The organism is Aeromicrobium sp. P5_D10, from assembly GCF_054049535.1.
This window is the reverse complement of sequence record NZ_JBFUME010000006.1, coordinates 109437-133519: the sequence shown is the minus strand read 5'-3', so window position 1 is coordinate 133519 and position 24083 is coordinate 109437. Positions and strand designations below refer to the sequence as shown.

Annotated in this window: 21 protein-coding genes; 7 read left to right on the top strand and 14 right to left on the bottom strand. The window is 65.8% G+C overall.

The genetic code is table 11. The features are described 5' to 3' along the window. The first annotated feature begins 1 nt into the window (after position 1). Together ACXJKC_RS13160 and ACXJKC_RS13155 are read left to right on the top strand one after the other, a co-directional pair. Positions 2-1138, top strand: a complete 1137-nt coding sequence (locus ACXJKC_RS13160) for an acyl-CoA dehydrogenase family protein (protein WP_456697183.1) — start codon at positions 2-4, stop codon at positions 1136-1138. 66 nt (positions 1139-1204) lie between these two features. Beyond that, positions 1205-1807 carry a TetR/AcrR family transcriptional regulator gene (locus tag ACXJKC_RS13155; protein WP_456697182.1) on the top strand — a complete coding sequence of 201 codons (603 nt, stop codon included), beginning with the start codon at positions 1205-1207 and terminating at the stop codon, positions 1805-1807. Between the two features lie 109 nt (positions 1808-1916). Here the strand turns inward: ACXJKC_RS13155 and mnmA are convergent, their stop codons facing one another. Further along, a complete protein-coding gene (gene mnmA / locus ACXJKC_RS13150) occupies positions 1917-3005 on the bottom strand; it encodes a tRNA 2-thiouridine(34) synthase MnmA (RefSeq protein WP_456697181.1) in 1089 nt (362 codons plus the stop codon). Further along, entirely contained in the window at positions 3002-4207 is a 1206-nt protein-coding gene (locus ACXJKC_RS13145) for a cysteine desulfurase family protein (protein ID WP_456697180.1), read from the bottom strand. The genes mnmA and ACXJKC_RS13145 overlap by 4 nt, the downstream gene beginning before the upstream one ends. 95 nt (positions 4208-4302) lie before the next feature. Between ACXJKC_RS13145 and ACXJKC_RS13140 the strand changes: the two genes are divergently transcribed. Continuing rightward, a complete protein-coding gene (locus tag ACXJKC_RS13140) occupies positions 4303-4737 on the top strand; it encodes a hypothetical protein (protein ID WP_456697179.1) in 435 nt (144 codons plus the stop codon). A gap of 19 nt (positions 4738-4756) precedes the next feature. On the opposite strand, the gene ACXJKC_RS13135 is transcribed toward ACXJKC_RS13140, so the two are convergent. From ACXJKC_RS13135 to ACXJKC_RS13105, 7 genes are all read right to left on the bottom strand, one after another. Further along, entirely contained in the window at positions 4757-5773 is a 1017-nt protein-coding gene (locus ACXJKC_RS13135; RefSeq protein ID WP_456697178.1) for a TIGR03842 family LLM class F420-dependent oxidoreductase, read from the bottom strand. Between the two features lie 12 nt (positions 5774-5785). Next, complete coding sequence (gene hydA, locus ACXJKC_RS13130) at positions 5786-7228, bottom strand: dihydropyrimidinase (RefSeq protein ID WP_456697177.1); 1443 nt, start codon at positions 7226-7228, stop codon at positions 5786-5788. A gap of 8 nt (positions 7229-7236) precedes the next feature. Beyond that, positions 7237-8085 (bottom strand): nitrilase-related carbon-nitrogen hydrolase, encoded by an 849-nt coding sequence (locus tag ACXJKC_RS13125; protein ID WP_456697176.1) that lies wholly within the window; start codon positions 8083-8085, stop codon positions 7237-7239. A gap of 185 nt (positions 8086-8270) precedes the next feature. Further along, positions 8271-10748, bottom strand: coding sequence for an ATP-binding cassette domain-containing protein (locus ACXJKC_RS13120; RefSeq protein ID WP_456697175.1), 2478 nt, complete (start codon positions 10746-10748; stop codon positions 8271-8273). A 63-nt stretch (positions 10749-10811) separates the two neighbouring features. Then, positions 10812-11966: a substrate-binding domain-containing protein gene (locus ACXJKC_RS13115; protein ID WP_456697174.1), complete on the bottom strand. Its 1155-nt coding sequence runs from the start codon at positions 11964-11966 to the stop codon at positions 10812-10814. 32 nt (positions 11967-11998) lie between these two features. Further along, on the bottom strand, positions 11999-13006 hold the full coding sequence (locus ACXJKC_RS13110; protein WP_456697173.1) for an ABC transporter permease: 1008 nt from the start codon (positions 13004-13006) through the stop codon (positions 11999-12001). A gap of 64 nt (positions 13007-13070) precedes the next feature. Then, positions 13071-13823, bottom strand: a complete 753-nt coding sequence (locus ACXJKC_RS13105) for an SDR family NAD(P)-dependent oxidoreductase (RefSeq protein ID WP_456697172.1) — start codon at positions 13821-13823, stop codon at positions 13071-13073. Positions 13824-13966: 143 nt separating this feature from the next. On the opposite strand from ACXJKC_RS13105, the gene ACXJKC_RS13100 reads away from it, so the two are divergent. The 4 genes from ACXJKC_RS13100 to ACXJKC_RS13085 all read left to right on the top strand — a co-directional run bounded on the left by ACXJKC_RS13100 (position 13967) and on the right by ACXJKC_RS13085 (position 18366). Next, on the top strand, positions 13967-14824 hold the full coding sequence (locus tag ACXJKC_RS13100) for a carbon-nitrogen hydrolase family protein (RefSeq protein WP_456697171.1): 858 nt from the start codon (positions 13967-13969) through the stop codon (positions 14822-14824). 29 nt (positions 14825-14853) lie between these two features. After that, positions 14854-15825 carry a cyclase family protein gene (locus ACXJKC_RS13095; RefSeq protein ID WP_456697170.1) on the top strand — a complete coding sequence of 324 codons (972 nt, stop codon included), beginning with the start codon at positions 14854-14856 and terminating at the stop codon, positions 15823-15825. A 46-nt stretch (positions 15826-15871) separates the two neighbouring features. Continuing rightward, positions 15872-17563 (top strand): dihydroxy-acid dehydratase, encoded by a 1692-nt coding sequence (locus ACXJKC_RS13090; RefSeq protein ID WP_456697169.1) that lies wholly within the window; start codon positions 15872-15874, stop codon positions 17561-17563. A 92-nt stretch (positions 17564-17655) separates the two neighbouring features. Next, entirely contained in the window at positions 17656-18366 is a 711-nt protein-coding gene (locus ACXJKC_RS13085; protein WP_456697168.1) for a GntR family transcriptional regulator, read from the top strand. 3 nt (positions 18367-18369) lie between these two features. Here ACXJKC_RS13085 and ACXJKC_RS13080 read toward each other — a convergent pair whose 3' ends face one another. The 5 genes from ACXJKC_RS13080 to ACXJKC_RS13060 all read right to left on the bottom strand — a co-directional run bounded on the left by ACXJKC_RS13080 (position 18370) and on the right by ACXJKC_RS13060 (position 23962). Further along, complete coding sequence (locus ACXJKC_RS13080; RefSeq protein ID WP_456697167.1) at positions 18370-19503, bottom strand: cysteine desulfurase family protein; 1134 nt, start codon at positions 19501-19503, stop codon at positions 18370-18372. Continuing rightward, the gene (gene nadC / locus ACXJKC_RS13075; protein WP_456697166.1) at positions 19500-20342 is read right to left on the bottom strand and encodes a carboxylating nicotinate-nucleotide diphosphorylase; all 843 of its coding nucleotides are present in this window, start codon (positions 20340-20342) and stop codon (positions 19500-19502) included. The genes ACXJKC_RS13080 and nadC overlap by 4 nt, the downstream gene beginning before the upstream one ends. Positions 20343-20465: 123 nt before the next feature. After that, positions 20466-21995: an L-aspartate oxidase gene (gene nadB / locus ACXJKC_RS13070; protein ID WP_456697165.1), complete on the bottom strand. Its 1530-nt coding sequence runs from the start codon at positions 21993-21995 to the stop codon at positions 20466-20468. A gap of 27 nt (positions 21996-22022) precedes the next feature. Next, entirely contained in the window at positions 22023-23279 is a 1257-nt protein-coding gene (gene nadA, locus ACXJKC_RS13065; RefSeq protein WP_456697164.1) for a quinolinate synthase NadA, read from the bottom strand. After that, positions 23276-23962, bottom strand: a complete 687-nt coding sequence (locus ACXJKC_RS13060; protein WP_456697496.1) for an NUDIX hydrolase — start codon at positions 23960-23962, stop codon at positions 23276-23278. The genes nadA and ACXJKC_RS13060 overlap by 4 nt, the downstream gene beginning before the upstream one ends. Between the last annotated feature and the right edge of the window lie 121 nt (positions 23963-24083).

Below are 24083 nucleotides of genomic sequence, written 5' to 3'. Positions count from 1 at the left end.
CATGGACTACCGCGACTCAGCCGAAGAAGCCGAATACCGCTCGGGGCTGCGCGCCTGGTTGGCGGCCAACGTGCCCGCGCCGGCAAGCGGCCCGACGACTCCCGACGAGGATGCGGCGATCAGGTTGGCATGGCACAAGAAGCTGTTCCTCGGTGGCTACATCGGTCAGTCCTGGCCGGTCGAATGGGGCGGCAAGGGTCTGAGCCCCGCCATGGATGCGATCCTCAACGAGGAGACGGGCAACTTCAACGCTCCGCCGCTGCCGGGAACCGCGGGCTACATCGGCCGGGCGCTGCAGATGTACGGCACCGACGAGCAGCGCAAACAGTTCCTGCCTTCCACGATCAGCGGCGACATCCAGTGGTGTCAAGGCTTCAGCGAACCGAGTGCAGGATCGGACTTGGCGGCGCTGCGCACCAAGGCCGTCCGTGAAGGCGATGAGTATGTCGTCAACGGCCACAAAATGTGGACGTCGTCGGGCCAGTACAGCGACTGGTGCCTGCTGCTGGCACGCACTGATTCGGAGGCTCCCAAGCACAAAGGGATCTCCGCCTTCCTCGTCGACATGAAGTCTCCCGGCATCACGGTCAGTCCCATCGTCCTGGCCGACGGCTCACCCGAGACGACTGAGGTGTTCTGGGACGATGTCAGGATTCCGGCCGCGCAAAGACTCGGCGAAGAGGGCGAGGGCTGGCGCATCGCCATGACGACGGTGTCGTACGAACGCGGTCCCTCCGACATCGGCTTCATCTCGACGTACCGCAAGAACCTCAGCGCGCTCGAGGACCGGGCGCGGGAGGCTGGACTGACCGACTCGCCGCAGGTCCGTGCCGATCTGGCCCGTGCCTATGTCCGTGGCGAGGTGCTGCGACTCAACGTCCTGCAACAGCTCAGCATGCGGGTCTCGGGGCGACCGCCGGGCGAAGAAGGTTCAATCAGTAAAATGCTGTGGACCGAGTCCGAGCAGGAGCTGCAGCATCTGGCGCTCAAACTGTTCGGTCCCGAGGTTGTCACAGGTCGCCGGAACGACTACCTGCACCGGTACTTCAACTCGCGCCCCATCAGCGTGTACGGAGGTTCGGCGCAGATCCAGCGGAACATCATCGCGCAGCGACTTTTGGGAATGCCCAGAAAATGACGCAACATCGACTAGCCTCTCGATTCTTCGAGGAAATCAAGAACCGGCAGGCGAACAGGGGGTCCGATGGCAAGGAAGAAGGCTGAAGTGGCCGACGGAGCACCTACCGTCGCGGAGTCCCTGCTGAATGCTGCCCGGGAGCTGTTCACCAAGAATGGCTACGAAGGCACCAGCGTCGCCCAGATCACGCAACGTGCAGGTTTGAGCGTCGGAACGCTCTACTACCACTTCGGCGGCAAGGCCGAGATCTTCACGGCCCTGCACGAGGGGTACTTCCAACGCCAAGATGCCCGCGTCCGTGAGGCGATCACGATCGTCAAGCGAGCCGGCATCACTGACAGGCATCAGCTGTTCCTGGCCGGGACGCGCGCCTATCTGTCGGGCGTGTGGACCGACCGGGATGTCAGCCGGGTCATCGCCAACTCCCAGGCTCCTGCGGGCTTCGAGGACACCTGGCGCAGCTCCAGTGAGGCCTGGACGACTCGCAACACGGTCCTGCTCGCGGAAGGCGAATCGGATCTGACGCTCAAGGCGATCGTCTCGGCGGTCACAGGCTCGGTCGGCGCATGGGCCAGGGATATCGTCGAGTTCGAGGACGAGGACACCGCCGACGCCTACATCGAGAAGGCCGTGACGATCGTCTCGAGGGCCCTCAGCGTCACCCCCTGACCCCGTGGGCGGTGCGCTGGCGTCCACCGCCTCGGCCGGGCGGTGCGCTGGCGTCCACGCGCGCGCCTGAAGTGGACGCCAACGCACCGCCCACGCGACAGGGTGGACGCTAACGCACCGCCGCGCGGGAGGTGGCCGAGATCGTGGCCGAACCGACGACGCGGGTGCCGTCGTAGATCACGCAGGCCTGCCCCGGCGCGATGCCGCTGGCGGGATCGAGCAATTCGACCGAGACCGAGTCGCCCGAGACGGTGACACGTGCCCGGTGCTCGTCCCCGTGCGCGCGAAGCTGCACCGTGCAGTCGAGCACCTCGTCCGGCGCCGCACCGCACCACAGCGGCTTGATCGCATCGAGCCCGTCGACCAGCAACTCTTCGCGTGATCCCACTGTGACCGTGCCGCTGACCGGTTCGATGTCGAGCACGAACCTGGGCTTACCGTCGTCGGCAGGCACACCGAGCCGCAGGCCCCGTCGCTGACCGATCGTGAACGCGTATGCACCGTCGTGGTCGCGCAGCACGGTGCCGTCGGTGTCGACGATCGTGCCGGGTTTGGGCCCGAGCTTCTCCCCCAGCCAGCCCGCGTTGTCACCGTCGGGGATGAAGCAGATGTCGTGGCTGTCGGGCTTCTTCGCGACCTGGATGCCACGGTCGGCAGCCTCGATGCGCACGATGTCCTTGGTCGTGTCGCCGAGCGGGAACAACGAGTGCGCCAACTGTTCCTGGGTCAGTACACCGAGCACGTACGACTGGTCCTTGCCCATGTCGATCGCCCGATGCATCTCGATCGTGCCGTCATCCGCGGTGCGCAGCTGTGCATAGTGCCCCGTCGCGACGGCATCGAAGCCCAGCGCCAGGGCACGGTCGAGCACCGCCGCGAACTTGATCTTCTCATTGCAACGCAGGCATGGATTGGGGGTGCGGCCGGCGGTGTACTCGGCGATGAAGTCTTCGACGACATTGTCGGCGAACTCCTCGCTCATGTCCCACACGTAGAAGGGGATGCCGAGCTCGTCGGCGGCCCGGCGCGCGTCATTGGCGTCCTCGATCGAGCAGCAGCCGCGGGCACCCGACCGGTACGACCGGGGATTGCGGCTCAGCGCCAGATGGACGCCGGTCACATCGTGCCCGGCGTCGACGGCCCGCGCAGCCGCCACGGCGGAATCGACGCCACCTGACATCGCGGCGACGACTCTCATGACGAACTCCGCACGAGGGAGGCGCGCTGGGCGCGCTGATGGACGGCGGGCAGCGCCTCGATGAGTCGATCGACGTCTGCCTCAGTCGAGGTGTGCCCGAGGCTGAACCGCAGCGAACCGCGCGCAGCGACATCGTCATAGCCCATCGCGAGCAGCACGTGGCTGGGCTGCGGCACACCGGCAGCGCACGCCGAGCCGGTCGAGCACTCGATCCCCTGGGCATCGAGCAGCATCAACATCGCATCGCCCTCACAGCCCGGAAAGGTCACGTGGGCGATATTGGGCAGCCGATGCTCCGGGCCGACCTCGGGATCGCCGTTGATGATCGCGTCGGGGACGACCCGCACGATTCCGTCCACGAGCCGCTGGCGCAGCGCTTCGATACGGGTCACGGTCTCGGCCTGGCGTCCCACCGTGACATCGACGGCTGCGGCGAAGGCGGCGATCAAGGCGACGCTGACCGTCCCGGAGCGCAGATCTCGTTCCTGGCCACCGCCATGCATCAAGGGAGTCGCCTCGATCTCGCGGCCGATCATCAATGCGCCGACGCCGACCGGGCCGCCGAGCTTGTGCGCCGTGAGCGTCATGGCATCGAGCCCACTGGCCCCGAAGTCGAGCGGCAGGTATCCGGCGGCCTGAACCGCATCGCTGTGCACCGGGATGTCGAACTGGCGGGCGATCTCGACGACTTCGGCGATCGGCTGCACTGTGCCCATCTCGTTATTGGCCCACATCGTCGTGATGGCCGAAATGCTCGACGGGTCACTGACGACTGCCGCGCGCAGATCGTCGATCAGGATCCTGCCCTGTTTGTCGACCGGCGTCATCGCGACCTCGGCACCCTCATGCTTGGCGAGCCAGGTGACCGGGTCCAGCAGCGCATGGTGCTCGATCGAACTGAAGACGATGCGATGACGTGCCGAGTCCTGCGCGAGCCGCGACCAATAGAGACCTTTGATGGCCAAGTTGTTGGCCTCGGTTCCACCGGAGCAGAACACGATCTCACTGGGACGGGCGCCGAAACGTTCGGCAATGAGTTCTCGGGCCTCTTCGACGGTTCGGCGTGCGGCTCGACCCGAAGCGTGCAGCGAAGAGGCGTTGCCCGTCACCGCCATCTGCTCGGCCATCGCGGCAATTGCCTCAGGGACCATGGGCGTGGTGGCCGCATGATCGAGGTAGACCGAACTCTCCCTGTCATTCATCGCTCGTCAATCCTACGCGTACAGCTTCAATCCACCCCGCAGTCATCCGGCATTGCTACTGTGTCCGCAGTTTGACAACTCTCTTAGGGGAAATCATGGGATTGTTCGGCAAGAAGAAGAGCAATGAAGAACGCACTGCGGACGCTATGCGGACCGCAGAGAACATGGTCGCCGGCAAGGGGCTCACGGGTCGTCTCGGCAAGAGCTTCATGGGCGCGGAGAATGCGGCCCTGCTCGGCCAGGGACTCGACAGCGCCCGCAACGCGCAAGAAGCCGCAGCGCTGGCCGCCGCGGGCATTCCGGGCGTACCCGCAACCGTGACCAACATCAGCGACACCGGTCAGCTCATCAACTTCGATCCGGTCGTCGTGCTGACCGCGACCCTGGCCGACGGTCAGGTCGTCACGCTGCAGACTCTGGTGTCGAAGATCCAGGTTCCCCGCATCGGCGACACCGTCTCGTTGATCCAGAATCCGGCCCAGCCCGGCACATACGTGTACGGCGGGCTGACGTTGCCGCCGTCGGTCTAGCCGAGCTGGCGGCGGCGCCTCACGCCTTGGCCGTGATGTGCTCGCGGATCTGCGGAATGATCGACTCACCGTAGACCCGGAGCGTCTCCTCCTTGTTGTCGTGCTGCAGATAGCCGGCAAACTGGGTCACGCCGACTTCCTGCAGGGCCTTGAGTTTGGCGACGTGATCCTCGACGGTTCCGAGCAGGCAGAACCGGTCGACGATCTCGTCCGGAACGAATTCTGCGTGGGTATTGCCCGCGCGACCGTGCTCGTTGTAGTCATAGCCCTCACGCCCTGCGATGTAGTCGCTCAATGCCTGTGGGATCGCGCCGGTCTGTCCGTATTTGGTAACGATGTCGGCGACGTGATTGCCGACCATCCCACCGAACCAGCGGCATTGCTCACGCATGTGCGCCCAGTCGTCCCCGACGTACATCGGTGCGGCGATGCAGAACGACAGTGCCTCAGGGTCACGCCCCACCGCTGTGGCGGCGTCCTTGACGGTCTGGATCATCCAGCGGGTGATGTCGACGTCGGCGAGCTGCAGGATGAAGCCATCGCCCACCTCTCCCGCGGCCTTGAGCGCCATGGGCCCGTACGCCGCGACCCACACCTCCAATGACGTGTTGGTCGTCCACGGGAACCGCAGAGTGGAGCCTTTGTAGTCGACCGAGCGCCCGTTGGCGAGTTCACGGATCACATGGGTCGCGTCCCGCACCTCCTTGAGCGTCGACGGCTTGCCGTTGGTGACGCGCACGGCTGAGTCGCCGCGACCGATTCCGCAGACTGTGCGATTGCCGTACATCTCGTTGAGGGTCGCGAACACCGATGCCGTGACGGTCCAGTCACGGGTCGCCGGGTTGGTGACCATCGGTCCGACGGTGATCCGGTGCGTCTGAGCCAGGATCGCGCTGTAGATGACATACGGTTCCTGCCACAGCAGGTGGCTGTCGAACGTCCACACGTAGTCGAAGCCGTGCTCCTCCGAAAGCTTGGCGAGCTGAACCGTACGCCAAGCGGGCGGATTGGTCTGTAGAACTACTCCGAAGTCCATGGTTCTCCCTGGCTAGACGAGGTACTGCGAAAGACCGCGTTTGACGAATTGACCGTGTCCCTTGCGGCCGACGTACTGACCGCTGTCGACGACGACGGTCCCGCGCGACATCACGGTGTCGACGTGACCGTCGATCTCGAAGCCTTCCCAGGCGGAGTAGTCCATGTTCATGTGGTGCGTCCGGCCCTCGCCGATCCCCAGCGAGGTATGACCGTCAGGGTCGTAGATCACGACGTCGGCATCCGCGCCGGGAGCGATCACGCCCTTCTTGCCGTACAGACCGAACATCCGCGCTGGTGTCGTGGACGTGATCTCGACCCAGCGTTCGAGCGAGATCTCGCCGTTCACGACGCCCTGGTACATCAGATCCATGCGGTGCTCGACCGATCCGATGCCGTTGGGGATTTTGGAGAAATCGCCCAGGCCGAGGTCTTTTTGGCCCTTCATGCAGAACGGGCAATGGTCGGTCGAGACCATCTGGATGTCATTGGTCCGCAGCGATTGCCACATATGGTTCTGGTGGCCTTCGGCCCGGGCGCGCAGCGGTGTCGAGCAGACCCATTTGGCACCTTCGAACGAGCCCCATTCCTTGCCCTGCGCGGCGAGCTGCTCTTCCAACGACAGGTAGAGATACTGCGGGCAGGTCTCGCCGAACACGTTCTGTCCGACGTCGCGGGCTGCCGCGAGCTGCTCGACGGCCTGCTTGGCGCTGACGTGCACGACGTACAACGGCGCACCGGTCAGGTTCGCCAGCATGATCGCGCGGTGCGTGGCCTCCTCCTCCAGCTGCCAGGCGCGGGCTACGCCGTGGAAGTACGGATCCGACTTACCCTGGGCCAGCAGTTGCTCGACCAGGACGTCGATCGCGGGGCCGTTCTCGGCATGCATCATCGTGACCATGCCGGTGCTGGCCGATTTCTGCATCGCGCGCAGGATCTGCGCATCGTCGGAGTAGAAGACGCCCGGGTAGGCCATGAACAGCTTGAAGCTCGTGATGCCCTCGTCGACGAGCCCGTCCATCGCCTGCAACGAGTCGTCGTTGACATCGCCGATGATCTGGTGGAAGGCGTAGTCGATCGCGCAGTTGCCCTCGGCCTTGGCGTGCCAGGCCGCCAGACCGTCCATGAGCCGTTGCCCGTAGGTCTGCACCGCGAAGTCGATGATCGTGGTGGTCCCGCCCCAGGCGGCGGCCCGGGTGCCGGTCTCGAAGGTGTCGGACGCCGCGGTGCCGCCGAAGGGCAGCTCCATGTGGGTGTGCGCGTCGATCCCGCCAGGGATGACGTACTTGCCCGTCGCGTCGATGACATGGTCGACTGTCTGCGACAGGTCAGATCCCAGCAGCACGGAGCCCGGTGCCAGGACCCCGACGATGATCTCGCCGTCGATCAGGACGTCGGCAGCCGAGCGACCCGTCGCGGTGATGACGGTGCCGCCGGTGATGAGCGTGGTTGCCATGACTCCCCCTACGGCTGCGCGATCAGGGTGTAGGAGTCAGGCCGGCGGTCTCGGTAGAACTGCCAGTCATCGCGCATCTGCTTGACGAGTTCGAGATCCAGATCGCGTACCAGGATCTCCTCAGTCGTCTCGGATCCCCGGTCGCCCACGAAGTTGCCGCGTGGGTCGATGACCTGGCTCGTGCCGTAGAAGTCCACGGCCAGCTCGCCGTATTCATTGTCTTCACGACCGACCCGGTTGGGCTGGAGGACGAAGTAGCCGTTCGCGACCGCAGCGCACGGGCCCTCGACCTCCCACAACCGGTTCGACAGCCCAGGCTTGGTCGCATTGGGGTTGAACACGATGTGGGCGCCGCCCAGCCCCAGTTCGCGCCAGCCTTCGGGGAAGTGCCGGTCGTAACAGATGTAGACCCCGATCGGACCGACCGCGGTCTGGAACACCGGGTAGCCCAGGTTGCCCGGACGGAAATAGAACTTCTCCCAGAATCGGTCGAGGTGCGGCAGATGATGTTTGCGGTACTTGCCGAGGATCGTTCCGTCGGCGTCGACCACGACCGCGGTGTTGTAGTAGACGCCGGTCATGTGCTCTTCATAGATCGGCAGCACCATGACCATCGAGAGTTCCGCGGCAAGTGCGGCGAACCGCTGCACGATCGGCCCGTCCGCGGCTTCGGCGTAGGCGTAGTACTTCTTGTCTTCGGTGATGCCGAAGTAGGGACCGTAGAAGAGCTCCTGGAAACAGATGACCTGTGCGCCGTCGGCCGAGGCATCGCGTGCGAACTGCTCGTGTTTGTCGAGCATGGACTCTTTGTCGCCGGTCCACGTGGTCTGAGTGATCGCTGCCCTGATGACTGTCAACGTCGTCCCTCTCCGTCCGGACAGGTCAGACGACCTGTGCCGTCATTGAATGGCAACGCGGTTTTGAGCTCCTGTCAACAGATGACGGCCTCACGCAGCACAAACGCAACCTGCCCCCGCCGGGGGTCTCGGGTCCCCGGCAGGGGCAGTCACAGTGATTTGCCGGCTCAGCACCGACCACTTGTTCAGGAGGTGCGGCGTTGCGCCTGCGCGAACAGCGCGCACGCACCGAGTGCCATCAGACCCGGCAGCCAGTACTGCCACGCTTGGGACAGCCCGATGAAGGTTGCGGTCGTCTGCGTGACCTGCACGAGGAACACACCGAACAGGACGCCGATGAAGCTGCCTCGGCCACCGAACACGGAGGCGCCGCCGAGGACGACCGCCGTGACGCTCACGAGCGTGTACGACGTGCCGGCCGTCGGGTCGCCGACACCGATCTGCGCCATCAGCATCAAGGCACCCAGGAATGTGAACAGCGAGCAGCCGATATAGGCCATCAGGAACACTCGCGTCACCGGGATGCCGCGCTTGTGCGCCGAGACGTCGTCCGAACCTGCAGCGCGCAGACGCAGTCCGATACGGGTGCGACGGGAGGCGAGCTCCAGGCCGACCAGCAGCAGCGCGCCGACGATGACCGCCCAGGGAACCGGGCCGATCTTGGCGTTGAGCGCCGAGGTGACCGGCTCGGCGATGGTTCCGCCAGGGGTGTCGCGCATGACGAGCGAGAGCCCTTGAAGTGCCGTCATCGTCACGAGCGTCGCGACGACGGGGCTGACGTTGGCGAACCGGACGAGCGAGCCGTTCACGATGCCCACGAGCACCGCGAACAGGGCCATCAGCACCAGGCCGAGCGCCCACCATCCGCCGCCGAGATCGGCCGTCACGTAGAACGAGGCAATCACCACCAGAGTGCCGGCCAGCGGCCCCACCGACAGATCGATGCCGCCGGTCATGACGACCATTAGCTGGCCCGCGGCCAAGAAGAGTAGCGGCGCCAGCAAGGCCAGCGAGCTGGAGATGTTGAAGCTCGACAGGAAGCGGTCGCTGTCCATCGCACCGACAACGATCAACGCGAGGGTGGCCGCGATGAGAAAGGCACTGGGACCCTGCTCGCTGCCCAGCATGCGGGTCAGCCAGCCGCTTTTACGGCGGATCTCGTCGGACTGGATCGCGTGATCCTCGCCGCCCGCGGTCAGAGAAGCTTCGGTGATCGCGTGATCGGTGATCTGGTCCCCCACCAGCTCGGCGACGACCCGGCCGCGGGAGAACACGAGGACCCGGTCGCACAGTCCGGCCAGCTCGACATTGTCAGAGCTCAGCACCACGACCGGCACGCCGTTCTCGGCATTGGAGCGCAACCGGTGGTAGATGTCCGAACGCACCCCGACATCGATGCCCTGTGTCGGTTCGTCGCACAGCAGCACCGTCGGCTCGGACAGCAGGGCACGACCCAGTGAGACCTTCTGCTGATTGCCGCCGGACAACGTCGACACCGCGACATCGGGCGACGCGGTCTTGATGCCGAGATCGGCGATCTCGGTGACGACCAGACGATTCTCGGAACGTCGATTGATGATGCCTGCGCTGGCCGTCTTGCCCGTGGCGGCGACCGTCAGGTTCTCGCGCACCGAATGCACCGTCGCGACGCCTTCGATGTGACGCTCCTGCGGCATCAGCACGATGCCGGCCGCCCGGGCCTTGCCGGGACTCGAGAGATCGGCGGACCGGCCTTCGACCGTGACGGTCCCAGTACTGGAGACGGCTCCGCCCAGGACGCGGATGAACTCGCGCTGGCCGTTGCCCTCGACGCCGGCCAGACCGATGACCTCGTGGCGGCAGACGTCGAGGCGGATCTCGTCCAGGTCACGCGACCGCACGTCGACGCTCAGGACCGTCTCCCCGAGATCGCCGGCCTTGTCGGGGAACAACGCCTCGACCTTGCGTCCTGCGACCGCGGTGATGATGTCCTGCTCGGTGACCTCACCTGACAGGAAACGTCCACGCACCTCGCCGTCGCGCAACACCGTGAACCGGTCGGCCAGCGCCATGACGTCGGGCAGACGATGGCTGATGTAGATGACGGCGACACCGAGGGCAGCGAGCTTGCGGATCTGCTCGAACAGACGCTGGGTCTCGTCGATCATGAAGGCTTCAGTGGGCTCGTCGAAGATCACGACGTCCGGATCACAGGCCAGCGCACCGCAGATCTCGATCGCCTGCTTCTCCGCCAGTGACAGCGAACCGACTCGCGCTGTGGGCGAGATCGGCATACCCATGGGTTCCAGCTTCTGCCGGGCCCAGGCTTGCAGCTCGCCGAACGACGGCCGCTTGCTCTCGGGCACCGACAGCGCGAGGTTCTCCGCGACGGTCAAGTCGGGCAGCAGCGCAGGATGCTGAAACGCGATCGCGAGCCCCTGATCGCGGGCCGCGACCGGCGAGATTCGCGCCAACTGCTCGCCGTTGATCTCGATAGCTCCCTCATCGGGGGTGATCGCGCCGGAAGCCACCGCCATGAGCGTGGACTTGCCGGCGCCGTTGCCGCCGACCAGGGCGTGAACTTCGCCTGCGAACGCCTCGAAGCTCACGCCATCGAGTGCGACGACGCCGGGATAGCGCTTGGTGACGCCCTTCATCGAGAGGCGGACTTGGGTCGAATTCACGATTGGCTCCTAGGTCATGGGTGGGGGTCGTGGCCACCTGATGGCGACCACGACCCCGTCACATCAGTTGAACAGCTTCTTGAGCTGGTCCGAGTCGAGCTCGGCCGACGAGATCGCGCTGCTCGGGAGCGCCGGATCGCACTTGGGCTGCTTCGAGTCGTCCAGGCTGTCCTCGTAGATCGGGATGTTGATAATCTCGGGCTCGTCGTTCTTGATGCCCTGCTTCTCGGCGACGGCCTTGCGGAGCGCCAGACGGATGATCCAGGTACGGCTCGACACCGTCATGACATTGAAGGTGTCCTGCTTGGCGCTCTCCTGCTCGTAGGCGCAGGCGAAGCCGTTGAGGTCATTGGCCGTCCACAGAGGCAGCTCGCGCTTGGCCGACTTGAAGGCCCGGATCCCGCCCAGCGAGGCGTCACCCGAGTCGGTGATCACGGCATCGATCTTCGGGTACTTCGTCAGCAGACCCGAGACGACCTTCTGGGTCTGCGCGGGGTTCCAGTTGGTGTCGATCGGCTTGCCAGGGCTGTTCAGCAGCTTGACGTTGGCGCAAGCTGCGTTGTCCTTGAGCTCGGCCTCGATGCCCGTGAGCTCGGTGATGCTCTGAGTGTTGCCCGGCGTGCCGCCCAGGAACAGGACGTTTCCGCCCTTGTCGCCGAGATGCTCACACGTCCACTTGGTCCAGGTCTTGCCGTCGTTGACGGTGTTGTGGCCCACGAACGTCGTGTAGTCCGTACCGGGTTTGCCGCCCGGGTTGGCGGTCCACGGCACGACGGCGACACCGGCCTTGGTGGCTTCGCGCAAGGTCGGCAGCAAGGCCTCACCGGCGTCGGGGAACACGACGATCGCGTCGGCGCCCTTGGCGACGAGTCCCTTGATGTCGCTGATGGCCTTCTGCGGGTTGTTCTGCGCGTCGGCGTACGGCAGAAGAGTCAGGTTCGAGCACTTGGCGGCCTCGTCCTCGAACTCCGCACGTGCGGTCTTGCGGAAGGCGTTGTCGCCGGTTCCGTCGGCGAGCGCGACCTTCAGCGGCTTGTCGCCGCAGAAGTCCTTCATGTCACGCAGCTGCGAGACATCGCCGGTGCGCGCCTCGTCGGAGTAGACCTTCTCGACGCCACCGGAGGAATCGCTCTCGGTGGACGCGCAGGCGGACAGGACGAGCAGTCCGGCCACGACGGATGCGCTGAGCGCATACCCGCGGGGGTGCTTGGTGAACATCGACATTCTCCTTGTGGTGGGGGAAACGGGGGTCATGAGGTGCGGCGTCGCAGGAGCCGCTTGATCGGCATCCGGGTCAGCACGACGGCGAGGGCCAGGACGATGGCCTGCACGAGCAGTTGCATCGAGGTCGCCGCGCCGGCGGCGAGGACGACCTGATTGAGCTGGGTCAGGAACAGCGCTGCCACGGCGGTTGCGGCGGCGCTGCTGACACCGCCGGTCAGCAGGCTGCCGCCGAGGACGACCGCGGCGATCGTCGAGAGCTGGTACGGGTTGCCGAGCAGGATGTCGGGAGTGCGCAGATAGCCGGCAAGCAGCAGCCCGGCCAAGGCGTAGAACAGTCCCGCCACGGCGTAGGCACCGACCTGGTGGGCCTTCGACCGGATACCCAGCAGGTGGGCGGCCGGTGCGCTGGCGCCCACCGCCATGAACCGGCGGCCCACGACGGTGCGGCTGCGCATCAATGCGATCAGCACGACACACAGCACCGCGATGACGACGAGGTGCTGCACGCCCAGGAACGAGCCGACGGCGAAGTCGGAGAAAGACGCGTCGGCCGAGCCCGGGAATCCGTCCGACACGTGCAACACGACGCCGATCAGAATCGAGTTCATCGCCAGCGATGCCACGAACGCCGCTATCCCGAATCTGACGACGACCAGGCCGATGACGAGCCCGCCGAGCAGTCCGGCCGCGAGCCCCAGCAGGACGGCCAGCCACAACGGGATCCCAGTCTGCTCGGGGATCTTGGTCACGAACACTGCGGCCAGCGCCATCGCGCCGGGCACCGACAGATCGATGCCGCCCTGCGTGATGACGAGGGTCTGGCCCAACGAGGCGATCACAAGCACCGCCGCGAACGGCAGCATCGAGTCGAGCGAGGACGCGGAGAGGCTTCCGGGCGCGAGCAACGGGCTGACGGCGAACAGCACCACGGCCATGCCCCACACCGGGACGAACGGCCCTCGGGGGAGGTAGCGCGCGAGTGGCCGGGACCCGGCGTGGCCGGAGGCCGACGGCGCGCGAAGTTCGGTGGTCACGAGAGATGCCTTTCTGGCGTTGCTGACTTGGCTGACTTGGCTGGCGTTTGCGAGGAAGGAGAGATCAGACCGCGGTGAAGCCGCCGTCGACGGGCAGATCGGCGCCCGTGACGAAGCTCGCCTCCGAGCTGAGGAGGAAGGCGATCGTCGTGGAGATCTCCGACGCTGCGGCGATCCGCTTGACCGGGTGTCCGTCGACGAGTGCTTTCTCGGCGGCGACCGGATCGCTCTGCGCGGCCAGGTAGCCCCGCAACTGGTCCGTCTCGACCGAGCCGGGACTCACCACATTGCAGCGGATGCCTTGCTGCGCGTACTCGGCGGCGATCTGCCGAGTCAGCTGCACGACGGCTCCTTTCGAGGCACAGTACGCGGGCTGGTTGGGCAGGCCCACCCAGCCGGAGATCGACGACAAGTTGACGATCGATCCCGCCGTGCCGGTCATGACGAAGGATCTGATGACGTGTTTGCACGTCAAGAACGTGCCGGTCGCATTGACCGCCATGACCCGGTTCCAGTCGTCCAGAGCGGTCTCGGTGATCGGGCCGGTCGTCATGGTGGCTGCGCAGTTGACCAGGCCGGTGACCGAGCCGAGCTCGCGCGTCGCCTGCTGCACAGCCGCCTCGACCGCGGTCTCGTCGACGACATCGAGGACGACCGATATCGCCTGGCCGCCAGCGGCCCTGATGTCGGCTGCGACATCGTGCACGGACGGCTTCGCGTCGAGCAGCGCGACGGCGTGGCCACGAGACGCAAGAAGGCGGCCGGTTTCGGCTCCGATACCTCCGCCGGCACCGGTCACCATCGTGATTTCTGTCATGTTCAGATCCCTTCGAACTCGGTTGACAATGTCATGCTGCATGCAGCATGTCAACACGATTTCGACACAATTTATATAATTGACATGCTGCATGCAGCATGTCAGGATCAAGGCATCAGCCACGTCACCGAGAGGCGATAGAAATGTCGATCCAGGCCCAGATGCCAGCACAGATCGCGGTAGCCCAGCTGTCGGGGACCTTGGCCGATGTCTCCGCCAACACACAGCGAGCGGTCGATGAAATCACCCTCGCCGGACAGCGCGGCGAGGACCTCATCGTGTTCCCGGAGACGTATCTCAACGGCTACATGTTCAGCTCGTCCGACGACGTCGAACGCTCGGCCCTCACCCTCGGCGACCCAGCGCTGGCAGCCGTCGCCGACGCCAGCGCGGCTCACGGCGTGCACACTGTCATGGGCTTCCTCGAGCGCGACGGCGACGAGGTCTACAACTCCGCCGCGATATTCGGCCCCGGCGGGCTGCTCGGCAAGTACCGCAAGCAGCATCTGCCCTTCCTCGGCGCCGACCGCTACGTCACGCCGGGTCACGATCGCGCACCCCGAGTCGTCTCGACCGCCTTCGGCAACGTCGGCATCATGATCTGCTTCGATCTGAGGTTCCCCGAGTCGGCCCGAGAGCTCGCCCTGCAAGGCGCCGACGTCATCGCGATGCCGACGGCCTGGCCCATGCACGCGACCTTCCTCGCCGACCACGTCACGCGAGTGCGCGCCTTGGAGAATCTCGTCTACCTCGCGGTCGCCGACCGCGCAGACGAGGAGGCCGGCACCCAGTATCTCGGCCGCAGCCAGATCATCGGTCCGGACGGCGGCGTCGTGCTCGACGCCCTCGATGAGGCCGGGACGTTCTCGGCGGCGGTCGATCTGTCGGCCGCCCGCCGCAAACGGCTGGTCTTCTCGGCCGGCGAATATGAGCTGGATGTGTTCGATGCCCGCCAACCCGATCAGTACGGCGAGCTCGTGCGCACCGACGACGAACGCTGACCTGTCCCACGACCTGGAGGAGCACCACCGTGTGTGGACCCGAATTCATCACCGAAGAGACCCGCAACAAGATCGCCGCGCACGCCGCACAGTTCAGGCAGGTCACCCGAAGCCCGTTCGGTCCCGACGACGAGATCGGCATGCTCAATCTGCTCTCGGCCACGGCCGCCCGCGATGTCATGCGGCGCGCCGACGGCGGTGCCGCAATCGACCTGTCTGTCGACATGTTCATGGGGATGCCCTCGTGGGTCAAGGCCGGCGACCCTGCCTTTCAGCAGTGGATGACCCACACACCACGGGGCACGGTTCTCGACGACCTGACCGGCGCGGGAGAACAGAACCAGCTGGTCGGCTACTCCGGTGACGCGGTGTCGATGTACACGCACACCGGAACCCACATCGACACGCTCAACCACTTCGGCTACAACGGCGAGATCTGGAACGGCTTCAACGAGCGGCAGCACCTCAGCTCACGCCACTGGACCAAATGCGGTGCCGACAAGATCCCGCCGATCATCGGCCGGGGCGTCCTGTTCGACGTCGCCGCGCTGCACGGCGTCGACATGCTGCCCGACAATTACGGCATAAGCGGCGCCGACCTGCAGGCCGCGCTCGACCGCCAGGGCGTCACGTTCCGTCCCGGTGACATCGCCCTGGTCAACACCGGACGCATGTCGCAGTGGCCCGATCCGTCGGCCTACATCGACAACAGCCCCGGACTCAACCTCGACGGCGCACAGTTCCTCGCCCGCGCGGGCGCCTCGGTCATCGGTGCCGACAATTCGGCGCTGGAGCAGATGCCGGCGCAGGACGACGAGAACTGGCAGGTCGTCCATACCTATCTCCTCGGCGAGGCGGGCGTCCCGATCATGGAACTCGTCGACTGTCAGCAGCTCGCCGCCGACAAGCTCTACGAGTTCGCCTTCGTCGGCGCCTGTCTGAAGATCCGCGGCGCGACCGGTGCACCGATGCGCCCACTTGCGATGCCGTTGATCGGCTGACCCCCGTCTCCTCTGACCTTCCCCACTGAACAAAGGCACATCCACGATGTCTGACGAAGAATTCACCTCGGCGATCGACCGCAGCCGCACCAACTATGGTGACGACGGTTTCAGCCGGTTCCTGCGCCGCGCGTTCCTCGCGTCGAGCGGCTACGACGACGTCGACCTCGATCGGCCCATCATCGGCATCGCGGTGACCTCATCGCACTACAACACATGCCACCGAGACATGCCCGCACTGCTCGAAGCCGTGCGCCGTGGGGTGCTCGAAGCCGGCGGACTGCCGATGGACTTCCCGACGATCTCCCTCGGCGAGATCCTCACGTCGCCGACAACGATGCTCTACCGCAACCTGATGGCGATGGACACCGAGGAGATGGTGCGCGGCCTCCCCATGGACGCAGCGATCCTGCTCGGCGGCTGCGACAAGACCGTGCCCGCACAGCTCATGGCCGCCGCATCGTCGGACAAGCCGGTGATCCTCGAAGTCGTGGGGCCCATGATGACCGGCAGCTGGCGCGGTGAGCGTCTCGGCGCGTGCACCGACTGCCGTCGCCTGTGGGGCAACCACCGTGGCGGCGACTTGTCGACCGACCAGATCACCGAGGCCCGCAGCGAGCTCGTGACGACCGCCGGCACCTGCGCCGTCATGGGCACTGCGTCGACGATGGCGTGCATGACCGAGGCGCTCGGCATGATGCTGCCGGGAGGTGCGACTCCCCCGGCGTCGACCGGCGAACGACTGCGCCACGGTGCCGCGACGGGTCGCCGTGCCGTCGAGCTGGCCCGTAGCGGCAAGCTGCCGCGCGAGATCATGACCCGCGAGGCCTTCGACAACGCGATCAAGGTACTCGCCGCGCTCGGCGGTTCGACCAACGCCTTGATCCACATGGTCGCGATCGCCCGCCGCGCCGGAGTCGACGTCAAGCTCAGCGACTTCGACACCGTCGCCAAGGACGTGCCGCTGCTGGTCGACCTCAAGCCGTCCGGCAAGCTCTACATGGAGGATCTGCACCGTTCAGGCGGTCTGCCGTCGGTGCTCAAGGAGCTGAGCCCGCACCTCGACACCAAGACCGTCGGCGTGACCGGTAGGACCCTCGCCGACCAGCTCGACCAGATGGATCCGCTCGAGGACTGGCAGCACGCGATCACGCCGCTGTCGGACCCGCTCGGCAAGCCCGGAGCACTCGCCGTGGTCCGCGGCACGCTCGCGCCCAATGGAGCCGTCATCAAGACGTCCGCAGCCGATCCGCGCCTCATGCAGCACACCGGTCCGGCTTTCGTCGTCGACGCCGGTGAGAACATCGCCGAGATCCTCGACGATCCCGATCTCGACGTCACCCCCGATCACGTCCTGGTGCTGAGGTTCGCCGGACCGATCGCGGCCGGTATGCCCGAGGCCGGAGCGCTGCCCATCCCGGCCAAACTGGCCCGGCAAGGCGTCCGCGACATGGTCCGGGTCTCCGATGCGCGGATGAGCGGTACGTCGTACGGAACCGTGGTCCTGCATTGTGATCCCGAAGCCGCCGCGGGTGGCCCGCTGGCAATCGTCCAAAACGGCGACATGATCACGCTCGACGTCGAAGGTCGCAGACTCGACCTCTTGGTCAGCGAAGAAGAGATCGCCGACCGGCTGTCGCGGCTGGAGGCGCCCGCGCTGCCTGAACGCGGATGGCGCAGGCTCTACGCCGAGACTGTCATGCCGGCCAGCCAAGGTGCCGACCTGTCGTTCTTGTGACGACATGCTGTATCAATAATCCCCATATGCATGCAACATGTAGCGGACAGCCCTATTGTTCGGTCTGACCCCGAAATCAGAAAGGTAGGCCCGTGAAAGCAGTCGTCGACGAGTCCTCGCTGACCGAACGCGTCTACGAGGAGTTGCGTACCGCCATCTTGTCGGGCGAGCTCGCGCCCGGATCCCTGCATTCGGTCGTCGAGATCGCCAGTCAGCTTGGCGTATCCCGCACGCCGGTGCGAGAAGCACTCCTCCAGTTCGCGACCGACGGCGTCGTCCGATTCGAGCGAAGCCGGGGTGTGCGCATCCTCGAGCTCTCGACCAAGGACATCGAGGACATCTACTCCCTGCGGCTCCTGCTCGAAGTTCCCGCGGCCTACCGCGCCGCGACGCACATGTCCGAAGCCGATCGCAAGGTCATGCGCAAAGCCTTCGCGAGCATGCGCAAGGCCCGCGAGCTGCAGGACGAGCCGCTCTTCCAGCGGCATGACCTGACGTTCCACGAAGCAGTCCTGCGTGGCGCGGGCAACGAGCGGATCGTCGAGGCGGTCGCAAAAACCCGCTCGCAGATGCACGCACGCGGACTCTCGACCACCGCGACCCGCACCCTCGACGATATCTTCGCCGTGCACGAGCGGATATTCGACGCGATCGAGGCCGAAGACCCTCACGCGTCGGCTCGGGCCGTCCACGATCATCTGGTCGGCACATTGCGGCTGCTCGTTCAGCAAGCTGCGGGCGAAGAGATCGAGTACGACCCGCCGATCACCCCGTGGCTCGACGTCTCGAATCTGCTGGGCTGAGTCTCAGCGGTCGGCGATGCGCACGAGCTCGTCAGCGACTGAGTCGAGCTCGGCATCGGTCGTCGAGCGGCCGAACGTGAACCGCACGGCAGTCTGAGCTACTTCGGCACTGATACCCATCGCCGTCAGGACGTGTGACGGTTCGTCGCTGCCAGCGGCACACGCCGACCCGCTGGAGCAGACGATCCCGCGGGCCTCGAGATCGAGCAGGATCGACTCGCCGCTCGTTCCCGGAAACACGAACGATGCGCTACCCGGGAGCCGGTGGGCCGCCTGGCCGGTGAGGATCGCTCCAGGCATCCGTTCCAGAACCTGTGCGATGAACCGGTCGCGGCGTCCCGTCACCTCGTCGTTATTGCCCGTGGTTGCTGAGCCTGTCGAAGTACCGGCCAGTCGCAACGCTGTTGCCATCCCCACCGCCGCAGCGACATTCTCGGTGCCCGAGCGTCGTCCGCCCTCCTGGCCCCCGCCATGGATGAGCGGCTCGAACGGCACCCGGCGCTGCACGTACAAGACACCGATGCCTTTCGGCGCCCCGATCTTGTGGCCCGAGATGCTCAATGCCTGCACGCCCAGACGCGTGATGTCGAGGTCGAGCCAGCCCGCGGCCTGCACCGCATCGGTGTGGAATGGCACGCCACGATCGGCGGCCAGTCGCGCGAGCGTCTCGATCTGCTGGATCGTGCCGACCTCGTTATTGGCGTACTGGATGCTGACCAGCGTCGTGTCGGCACGCAATGCGGCAGCGAGGGTCTCAGGCTGCACCATGGCGTCGTCATCAACCGGGAGGACCGTGATCTCGAAGCCGAATCGTTCCAAGAACTCGGCCGACTCCAGGACCGCGGGGTGCTCGACCGCCGAGACGATGACGTGGCGGCCACGCGGAGCGGCCAAGGCGATGCCCTTGATCGCGGCATTGTCGGACTCCGTGCCACCCGATGTGAACGTGATCTCCGATGGTCGAGCGCCGAGCGCCTGGGCGACGTCCGCGCGGGCCTGGTCGAGGGCACGCGCCGCGACGTCCCCGACCTCGTGGTGACTCGAAGGATTGCCGAAATGCGGACCGAGATAGGGCCACATCGCCTCCATGACCTCCCGCTTCACGGGGGTCGTGGCCGCCTCATCGAGGTAGATCATGTGACCGTGATGTCGAGTCCGAGGTCGAGCGCCCGCACGCTGTGGGTCAAGGCGCCGACCGAAATGACGTCGACGCCGGTCTTGGCCACCTCCGCGATGGTGTCGAGCGTGATACCGCCGCTGGCCTCGACGAGTGCGCGTCCGTCGACCTTGGCGATTCCCGCACGGAGGTCGTCGGGGCTGAAGTTGTCGAGCATGATCGTGCGCACGACACCTGATGCGAGCACCGCGTCGATCTGTGCGATCCGGTCGACCTCGACCTCGATGTGCGTCGTGTGCGGCAGCAGATCGGCTGCGCTCACCAGAGCCGCGGTGATGTCGTCGATGACGGCAAGATGGTTGTCCTTGGCCATCACGGCGTCAGACAGCGAGTAGCGGTGGTTGTGCCCGCCCCCGCAGCGCACCGCGTGCCGTTCGAGCGCCCGGAGGCCAGGTGTTGTCTTGCGGGTGTCGACGACACGTGCCTTCGTACCGGCAACCGCCTCGACGTACGTCGCGGTCAGCGTCGCGATCCCGCTCATGCGCTGCACGAGGTTGAGCCCGACGCGTTCGGCCTGCAGCACTGCCCGAGCCGGGCCGGTGACTGTCGCAAGCGTGTCGCCCTTGTCGAATCGGTCGCCGTCTTGTGCCAGCAGCACAACCTCAACTGAAGGGTCGAGCGTCGTCATCGCGATCGCGAACACCTCCGCACCGGCGAACACGCCGGGCTCACGTGCCACGAGCTCAGCCCAGGCGACGGCCGTCGCGGGCACCAGGGTCTGCGAGGTCAGGTCTCCGAATGGGGCATCCTCATCGAGGGCCATGTCGACGACCCGCTGAATCTGCCGCCGCTCAAGCATCCCAACCCCCCACCGCTCGCGAGTCACTGAATAACACGTCCCGAGTCACTGAATTACCGGCCGCGAGAACACAGGTGACTCGCGAGACGTAACTCAGTGACTCATCACCGGTAACTACGTGACTCATGAGCGTCCGATCGAGGAGTGTTTGGCCATGGTTGGGTTGGTTTTTGGGAAATCAAGGCGGTAGTGGCCGCCTCTTGATTCCTGACGGGCCAGAGCGCTCGCCACGACGGCGCGCGCGACGACCAGCAGATTGGCGTCCTCGGCGGCCTTGGCATCGGTGACGTCGGGCGTCTTCCAACGCTGGAGTTCGACGATGGCCTGGGCCAGGTCGGCGCCGTTGCGGGCCAGCCCGGCAGCATCCCACATGAGCTGCTGCAGATCGCTGCGGCTCACGTCCTCGGCATCGGGATCATCGGTCAGATCCAGGTCGATCGGCGCGAGCCAATCATCGTCGAACGCCACGATGGGTTGCGGCTCGATCAGGCCTTCCACGACGCGCGAGCCGTAGACCGCGCCTTCGAGCAGCGAATTGGACGCCAGACGATTCGCGCCGTGCAGGCCGTTGCAGGCAGCCTCGCCGACCGCGTACAGACCCGGCAATGATGTGCGTCCCCACTCGTCGGTGCGGATCCCGCCCATGTAGTAGTGGGCAGCAGGTGTCACCGGAATCGGCACAGTCCCCCAGTCATAGCCCTGCGCGCGGCAGGCCGCGTCGATATTGGGGAAGCGCTTGGCCAAGAACTCAGAGCCCAGCGCCGTGGCATCCAGCCGCACCGGGATACCGGGTTGTTTGGCCATCTGTTGGGCGATACCGCGAGCGACGACATCGCGCGGGGCGAGCTCGGCATCGGGGTGCACATCGAGCATGAACCGTTTACCGTCGGCGTCGATCAGCACCGCACCCTCACCGCGGACGGCTTCGGAGACCAGGAAGTTGCCCGGAGCGTCGAGGGAAGTCGGGTGGAACTGGTAGAACTCCAGGTCGGCCGCGATCACTCCGGCACGCAGCGCCATGCCGAGTCCGTCGGCCGTCGCGACCTCAGGATTGGTCGTGTACGGGAACAGCTGACCTGCTCCCCCGGTCGCCAGGATCACAGCGTCAGCCCGGAGCATTGATCCGTCAAGCAGTCTGACCCCGACACAAGCACCGGACTCGACGACCAAGTCGACCACAGTTGTCCGTTCACAGATCACGACGTCGCTCTCGCGCAGCCGCTCGATCAAGGCGTACGCGATGCTGGCGCCGGTCGCATCGCCGCCAGCGTGCAGGATCCGCGGATAGGCGTGCGCGGCCTCCAGACCGTGCGACAGGGCACCGTCGTGCCGGTCGAACTGGACGCCGCGGGCGATCAGATCGTCCATGGCCCCTGGACCCTCGGCGCACAGGATCGAAACCGTCTCTTCGTCGCTGATTCCGGCACCGGCCACGAGCGTGTCGCTGACATGCGACGCGATCGTGTCACCGAGCTTCGGAGCACCGGGGTCGGTCATCTCGTCGAGGACGACCGCCACTCCACCCTGTGCGTAACGGGTGTTGCTCTGCGCCAGATCGGCCTTGGTCAGCAGCGTGACCTCATACGTTCCCACGGCATCGAGCGCCGCGGTCATGCCTGCGACGCCACTGCCGACCACGATGATGCTGGACATCTGTCCGCCCTTCATGAGTACTGGGCCCTACTTCGGCAACGCCGCGAGCATGCGCTCGAGCGCGATCTTGGCATGCGTGGCGATCTCGTCGGGGACGACGATCTCGTTGTTGACCTCACCTGCCACAAGACCGTCGAGCGTCCAGGCGAGGTAGCCGGGATGGATGCGATACATCGTCGAGCACGGGCACACGACCGGATCGAGGCAGAAGATCGTCCGGTCGGGGAACTCAGCGGTCAACCGGTTGACCATGTTGATCTCGGTGCCGATCGCGATCGTGTCGCCCGGCTCAGACGCGATGACGAACTTGCGGATCGCATCGGTCGAACCGGCCGCATCGGCCGCGTCGACGACCGGCATAGGGCTCTCGGGGTGAACGATGACCTTGACGCCGGGGTGCTCGGCCCGTGCCTTGTCGATCTGCGCGACGCTGAACCGCTTGTGGACCGAGCAGAAACCGTGCCACAAGATGACCTTGGCATCGGCGAGCTCGTCGGCGGTGTTGCCACCGAGCGGCTTGCGCGGATTCCACATCGGCATCTGCTCCAGCGGGACGCCCATGGCCTTCGCGGTATTGCGGCCGAGGTGCTGGTCGGGGAAGAACAGCACCCGCTGACCCCGCTCGAACGCCCATTCCAGCACCGTCGCGGCGTTGGACGACGTGCACACGATGCCACCGTTGCGTCCACAGAACGCCTTGAGCGCCGCCGAGGAATTCATGTAGGTCACCGGGATGACCGGCTGACGGCCATCGGCATCGGGCTCGGTCCCGTACAGCGCGAGCAGATCTTCCCAGCACGCATCGACGGAGTCCTCGTCGGCCATATCGGCCATGGAGCAGCCGGCGGCAAGGTTGGGCAGGATGACCTTCTGCTCGGGACGGGCCAAGATGTCGGCGGTCTCGGCCATGAAGTGCACTCCGCAGAACACGATCGTGTCGGCGTCGGGTTTGGTCAGGGCGGCGTTCGCGAGCTGGAACGAGTCACCGACGAAATCGGCGTACTGGATGACCTCGTCGCGCTGGTAGAAGTGACCCAGGATCACGAGCTTGTCGCCGAGGGCCTCCTTGGCGGCCTTGATGCGAGCATGCAGCTCGTCTTCGCTCATGCGCTGGTACGCCGCCGGCAGCTGCCCGGGACGGACGACCGGCTCAGGGATGACGTCATCCTCCGACGCGCCTGGCCCATATCCGGGGAACGTGTCGAATTCCCACGGCCCCTTCGCGAGTTCAACGTCGCAACTGGCGGCCGGCTGCTCGACGATCTGGGTGTTGACTGAACTCATCGCTGCTCCTCGGGGGCGGCTGAGGGGGCGCTGGCCTCGAAGCGGAACAGCGCAGGTGGTCGATGGCTGGTGCCCTGCAGGCACGTGCCGGTGGGGGTCAAGGTCTTGCTGGCCAGCGCCTGGCGGCGGAAGTTGGCCGGATCGAGTGTCGTGCGCAACACGGCCTCGTGGACGGCTCGCAGCTCGGCGAGCGTGAACTCCGGCGGCAAGAAGGCGTGTGCGATAGGCGTATAGGTGATCTTGGCGCGCAGCCGGGCAAGGGCGTAATCGACGATCTCGGCGTGATCGAAGGCCAACGGCGGCAGCTCGTCGGCCACGAACCACTCGACGTTCTCGCCGTCGACGGCTCGGGCGACCTCATCCTGCCGCACCAGCGCCCAGTAGACGATCGAGACGACCCGGTCATCGGGCGAACGGTCGACGTTGCCGAACGCGTACAACTGCTCCAGGTAGTTCGGAGCGAGCCCAGTCGTTCGTTCGAGCGTGTGCTGCGCGCTGGTGGCCAGATCTTCATCGGCCTCCAGCGGCCCGCCGGGCAACGCCCACTGTCCCTCATAGGGCTCGCGGATACGGCGCACGAGCGGCAGCCACAGCGTCATCAAGCCCGTCACAGGATGCGGACGCAACGCGAAGATCACGGTCGAGACCGCCAGCGACACTCGCTGATCGATCGACGGCGACATCGTCACGACCACACCTCCTGACTTAGGGTCACAACGACTCTAAGGCCGACTTAAAGTCATGTCAACTCTAAGTCGGCGAGGAATTCCTCACGTCCTCGAGTGCACTGAGATAACGCCGTGT

Excerpts from the sequence above, each read along its gene's own strand:
- ACXJKC_RS13145 (WP_456697180.1), bottom strand. The coding sequence starts at position 4,207 with ATGAATGACAGGGAGAGTTCGGTCTACCTCGATCATGCGGCCACCACG.
- ACXJKC_RS13155 (WP_456697182.1), top strand. The coding sequence starts at position 1,205 with ATGGCAAGGAAGAAGGCTGAAGTGGCCGACGGAGCACCTACCGTCGCG.
- ACXJKC_RS13060 (WP_456697496.1), bottom strand. The coding sequence starts at position 23,962 with ATGTCGCCGTCGATCGATCAGCGAGTGTCGCTGGCGGTCTCGACCGTG.
- ACXJKC_RS13100 (WP_456697171.1), top strand. The coding sequence starts at position 13,967 with ATGTCGATCCAGGCCCAGATGCCAGCACAGATCGCGGTAGCCCAGCTG.
- mnmA (WP_456697181.1), bottom strand. The coding sequence starts at position 3,005 with ATGAGAGTCGTCGCCGCGATGTCAGGTGGCGTCGATTCCGCCGTGGCG.
- ACXJKC_RS13105 (WP_456697172.1), bottom strand. The coding sequence starts at position 13,823 with ATGACAGAAATCACGATGGTGACCGGTGCCGGCGGAGGTATCGGAGCC.
- ACXJKC_RS13080 (WP_456697167.1), bottom strand. The coding sequence starts at position 19,503 with ATGATCTACCTCGATGAGGCGGCCACGACCCCCGTGAAGCGGGAGGTC.
- ACXJKC_RS13140 (WP_456697179.1), top strand. The coding sequence starts at position 4,303 with ATGGGATTGTTCGGCAAGAAGAAGAGCAATGAAGAACGCACTGCGGAC.
- ACXJKC_RS13135 (WP_456697178.1), bottom strand. The coding sequence starts at position 5,773 with ATGGACTTCGGAGTAGTTCTACAGACCAATCCGCCCGCTTGGCGTACG.
- nadA (WP_456697164.1), bottom strand. The coding sequence starts at position 23,279 with ATGAGTTCAGTCAACACCCAGATCGTCGAGCAGCCGGCCGCCAGTTGC.
- ACXJKC_RS13115 (WP_456697174.1), bottom strand. The coding sequence starts at position 11,966 with ATGTTCACCAAGCACCCCCGCGGGTATGCGCTCAGCGCATCCGTCGTG.
- ACXJKC_RS13090 (WP_456697169.1), top strand. The coding sequence starts at position 15,872 with ATGTCTGACGAAGAATTCACCTCGGCGATCGACCGCAGCCGCACCAAC.
- nadB (WP_456697165.1), bottom strand. The coding sequence starts at position 21,995 with ATGTCCAGCATCATCGTGGTCGGCAGTGGCGTCGCAGGCATGACCGCG.
- nadC (WP_456697166.1), bottom strand. The coding sequence starts at position 20,342 with ATGCTTGAGCGGCGGCAGATTCAGCGGGTCGTCGACATGGCCCTCGAT.
- hydA (WP_456697177.1), bottom strand. The coding sequence starts at position 7,228 with ATGGCAACCACGCTCATCACCGGCGGCACCGTCATCACCGCGACGGGT.
- ACXJKC_RS13160 (WP_456697183.1), top strand. The coding sequence starts at position 2 with ATGGACTACCGCGACTCAGCCGAAGAAGCCGAATACCGCTCGGGGCTG.